The organism is Bacillus sp. P4_D3 (assembly GCF_056401855.1).
The window spans coordinates 1-2,406 of the sequence record NZ_JBFUIN010000487.1; the positions used below are offsets into that span (position 1 = coordinate 1).

Sequence of the window (2,406 nt, forward strand, 5' to 3'; positions counted from 1 at the left end):
ATTTCAATCGAATAACAAACAAAGTATTCGAGAAAAAAGTACGATTTTTATGGATGGTACAAACTTTCTCTCTTACAAAAAATGTACTGAAATTGATAAAAGTGAATGTTACATGGAGAGAACCCCTAATAATTTCACCTAAAAATCGGTAATTAATGAAACAAAGAATAATAAAATGATACACGATTACGAGTTGATCTCCCAAAAACATATGATTACTAGTGAAAATCTTTAATACTGACAAGTGAGGTGACGTTGGTGAGAGGGATATTAATAAAAATCGGAGTATTTATTTTGGTTTTTACAGTAGGGCTATATCTTACAAAATACGCATATGACCATCATATTAACCGAGCTAAAGTAAGAGACACAATTCAACAAATATCAATAGAGCACGGTATGCCACCATGGATTCCTTTATCTATTGCATTCCATGAAAGTAAGTTTGATCAAAATGCAGTCGGAGATCAGGGCACATCATTTGGACTGTTTCAGCTCCATCGAGGTGGACTAGCACCTAAAGATTTAACAAACGAAGATTTGAAAAATGTAGAAACGAATACCCGAATTGCAATATCTAATATGACAAATGCATATAACCGTGGTTTACAGCAGAATTTAAAAGGAGCAGAGCTATTAAAACATGTTGCAAATACCTCAGGGTGGCCTGGAAATAAGGGCGTTCAATGGACGGATAAACAGACAGACTATAATAAGGGTTTAGAAAATAGTTTTAAAATGTTTTCTAAACGACAATACGATTTTATAGAATGAGATTTCTTTTTTCTTTCTATTATTATATAACTTATGCCTAAATATGAAAGTTCCCTAAAACAGATACATAGATTGACTTTGTACTGCTTATATTAGGAATTTAAAGAAACAATATGTACAATTCTCCCACTACACTAGTATAGTGGCCTTTATTAACAGCAAAATCTACAATTTACAAGGAGAACATTTTATGAGTAAGAGAATAAAAGAATTAGATTCCATACGAGGGTTAGCGGCACTTACAGTGGTATTTGGACATTTTTGTTTAATGCTACCATCGTTGCCTAATTCTATTAAATTTTCCCCGCTTAGGTTTTTATGGGCGGGTGGAGAAGCTGTAATCGTTTTTTATGTACTAAGTGGTTTTGTGTTATCTATGGCACTTTATCATTCAAAAACAAATTATTGGGGATATTTAATTAAGCGATTTGTACGAATCTATATCCCTTATTATTTTTGGATAATCATTACCTTTGCTTTATTTATTTTGTTTTCGCCATATGAAGTGGCAGGACTACGGGATTGGTTCTATGATAGATGGCAAGGGTCGATAACAACATTAGATATTATAAACCACTTTGTGCTTCTTAATAACTTTTTTACGGAAAATTATAATCCAGTTATCTGGTCATTGGCTCAAGAAATGCGTATATCTATTGTGTTTCCTTTGTTATTCCTTCTTTTTTATAAACTGAGTTGGAAGAAAACGATACTATTTGCTTTGAGCCTTTCTTTAATTAGTGTTTTCCTTAATATGTTGCATATTGGGAAAGCTGAGGGATTTTATAATGGTTATGCCGATACACTGCATTTCACATCGATGTTTATGGTTGGAATGTTACTTTTTAAGCATCAGGAAAAGCTTATCTACTTATATAGGAATATGAAAAAAATTAATAAAGGATTTCTTATTGCATTAGGGATTATTCTATATTTATATTCCATTTTAATTTATGGTTTGTCCCGTAATGATACTACTTTCTTATTAAAAGATTGGGGTGTCGTAATCGGTGTTAGTATATTTATTATAATGGCCATGAGTAACCTAAAAGTAAAAGCATTTTTAAATAAGAGTGTATTTGTATACTTAGGAGAAATTTCATACAGTATCTATTTGTGTCATTTTCCAATCATGATGGTACTATTTAAACTTTTATATACAAAGATACCTATCTTCTTCCTTCTTACTTTATGTATGACAATGACAATACTTTTTTCGATAGTTTCATACCATTTAATTGAAAAGAAATGTATCAAATGGGCAAAACAAAGAACAACAAAATTCCCAAAAAAAGCGTAATACATGAAGGAATCTTATTTCTTTAGTAAATATACGAATATTACCGGTTCCTAAGTATATTAGGAATCGGTCAATTTTGGATTCTAAATATAAACATACTAAAATTGAACAAATTTTTAATTTTATACTTAACTCCCAAAATCCTCTTACTAAAGAGAATCTTCGTAACGTTTTATCCAAACATAGCCGAAAGTACAATTAGTAAAACGCTAGTTTCCTTGTAGCCGCTTGGTCATATAAAGTTAGTTTCAAGAGGAAGAAATGCTCAATGGATACAGGTTTAATTCTGTATTAATAATTATTAGGGGTAACAACACATCGCTATCTATATC

The 2,406-nt window shown here is 31.0% G+C and carries 2 protein-coding genes; both read left to right on the top strand.

Annotated elements, in window-relative coordinates:
- Positions 1-258: 258 nt before the first annotated feature.
- On the top strand, positions 259-774 hold the full coding sequence (locus AC1DTM_RS23120; protein ID WP_088099090.1) for a transglycosylase SLT domain-containing protein: 516 nt from the start codon (positions 259-261) through the stop codon (positions 772-774).
- A gap of 142 nt (positions 775-916) precedes the next feature.
- Positions 917-2,074: an acyltransferase family protein gene (locus tag AC1DTM_RS23125; RefSeq protein ID WP_199715099.1), complete on the top strand. Its 1,158-nt coding sequence runs from the start codon at positions 917-919 to the stop codon at positions 2,072-2,074.
- Positions 2,075-2,406 lie beyond the last annotated feature (332 nt).